The 1,014-nt window shown below is 54.3% G+C and carries 1 protein-coding gene; it reads right to left on the reverse strand.

The annotated features are described in order from the left end of the window. Positions 1–573 precede the first annotated feature (573 nt). A partial coding sequence (locus ACXJ5O_RS28155) for a response regulator (RefSeq protein ID WP_457302786.1) occupies positions 574–1,014 on the reverse strand: 441 nt, incomplete at its 5' end.

Genomic DNA, 1,014 nt, shown 5'->3' on the forward strand with positions numbered 1-1,014 from the left:
GTACTAGCGTTGGCAATTGCACTCCAACGCGACTTCCCCCACCGCAGCGTGGATGAAATTCACACGAAGCTGAAGAGCGTCTGGCGGCGAGAGGCCTGGTCTTGGAGTGGCGAGTAGCTCAACCGCAGTAATGAAAGAGGCTCCGCTCCCGAATAGCTTGCGTGGCCAGTCGGTTACGGTTCCATGGCCTCCATGCCGTTGACGATGGTTGCCAGTTTCAGCCCATCCATGCTTCCATGTCGATATCGGTGAATAGAACCTGGATGTCTTTGCATTCACTCCGTATCGGATTTGCTTCATCAGCTCCCGCTTCCAACAATTGAAATCAGCGATCTGCAGGGCGTCGGCAATATCGTCATGTTCCACAATCAACACTGTGAGCATATCTTTTTTTCATCGATGCGTGTCCCCTGCCGAGGTCGCTCGCGCGCCCCCACATCAAGTCTGCTAACCGCAGACAAAGAGTGCGTGGGAAGCCAAGGAGATTTCTGGATCCATACTTCCGGGACACAATGGGAGCAAAAACGCAGGCTCTTGGTCAGCGGCCTCGGCGGCCAACTAAAGGCGACCTCGTCAAAGAGATTTCATTGCAATAGCAATCTTTTGCGAAAGCTCCAGTTGCCCGAACGGCTTGGAAAGAAGTGGGATGTCGCGTTCCGTACCCGCTGGCAACTCGGCATAACCTGTTGCAAGGATCACTGGTATGTCCGGCCACTCTGATTTTATTTCACCAATGAGCTGCGTTCCCGTCATCTTCGGCATGGCCTGATCGGTAATGACCAGGTCGACCCGTTTTTCGCGCAATAGGTTGAGCGCCTGACCGCCGGAGGAAGCCTCAATTACCGTGTGCCCAAGGTCCTCCAGCATTGCTACAGTGTTCAACAAGACGAGGACGTCGTCATCAACGGCGAGGATTGTTTTGGATTTTTGACCTTGGCCACGGTGGTGCTCCATCGGAAGGCTTTCTGGAGACGCGGCTTGATCGGATGGGGGAGCAATCGGCAACCAAAGCTC

It is taken from the genome of Phyllobacterium sp. P5_D12, from assembly GCF_054049495.1.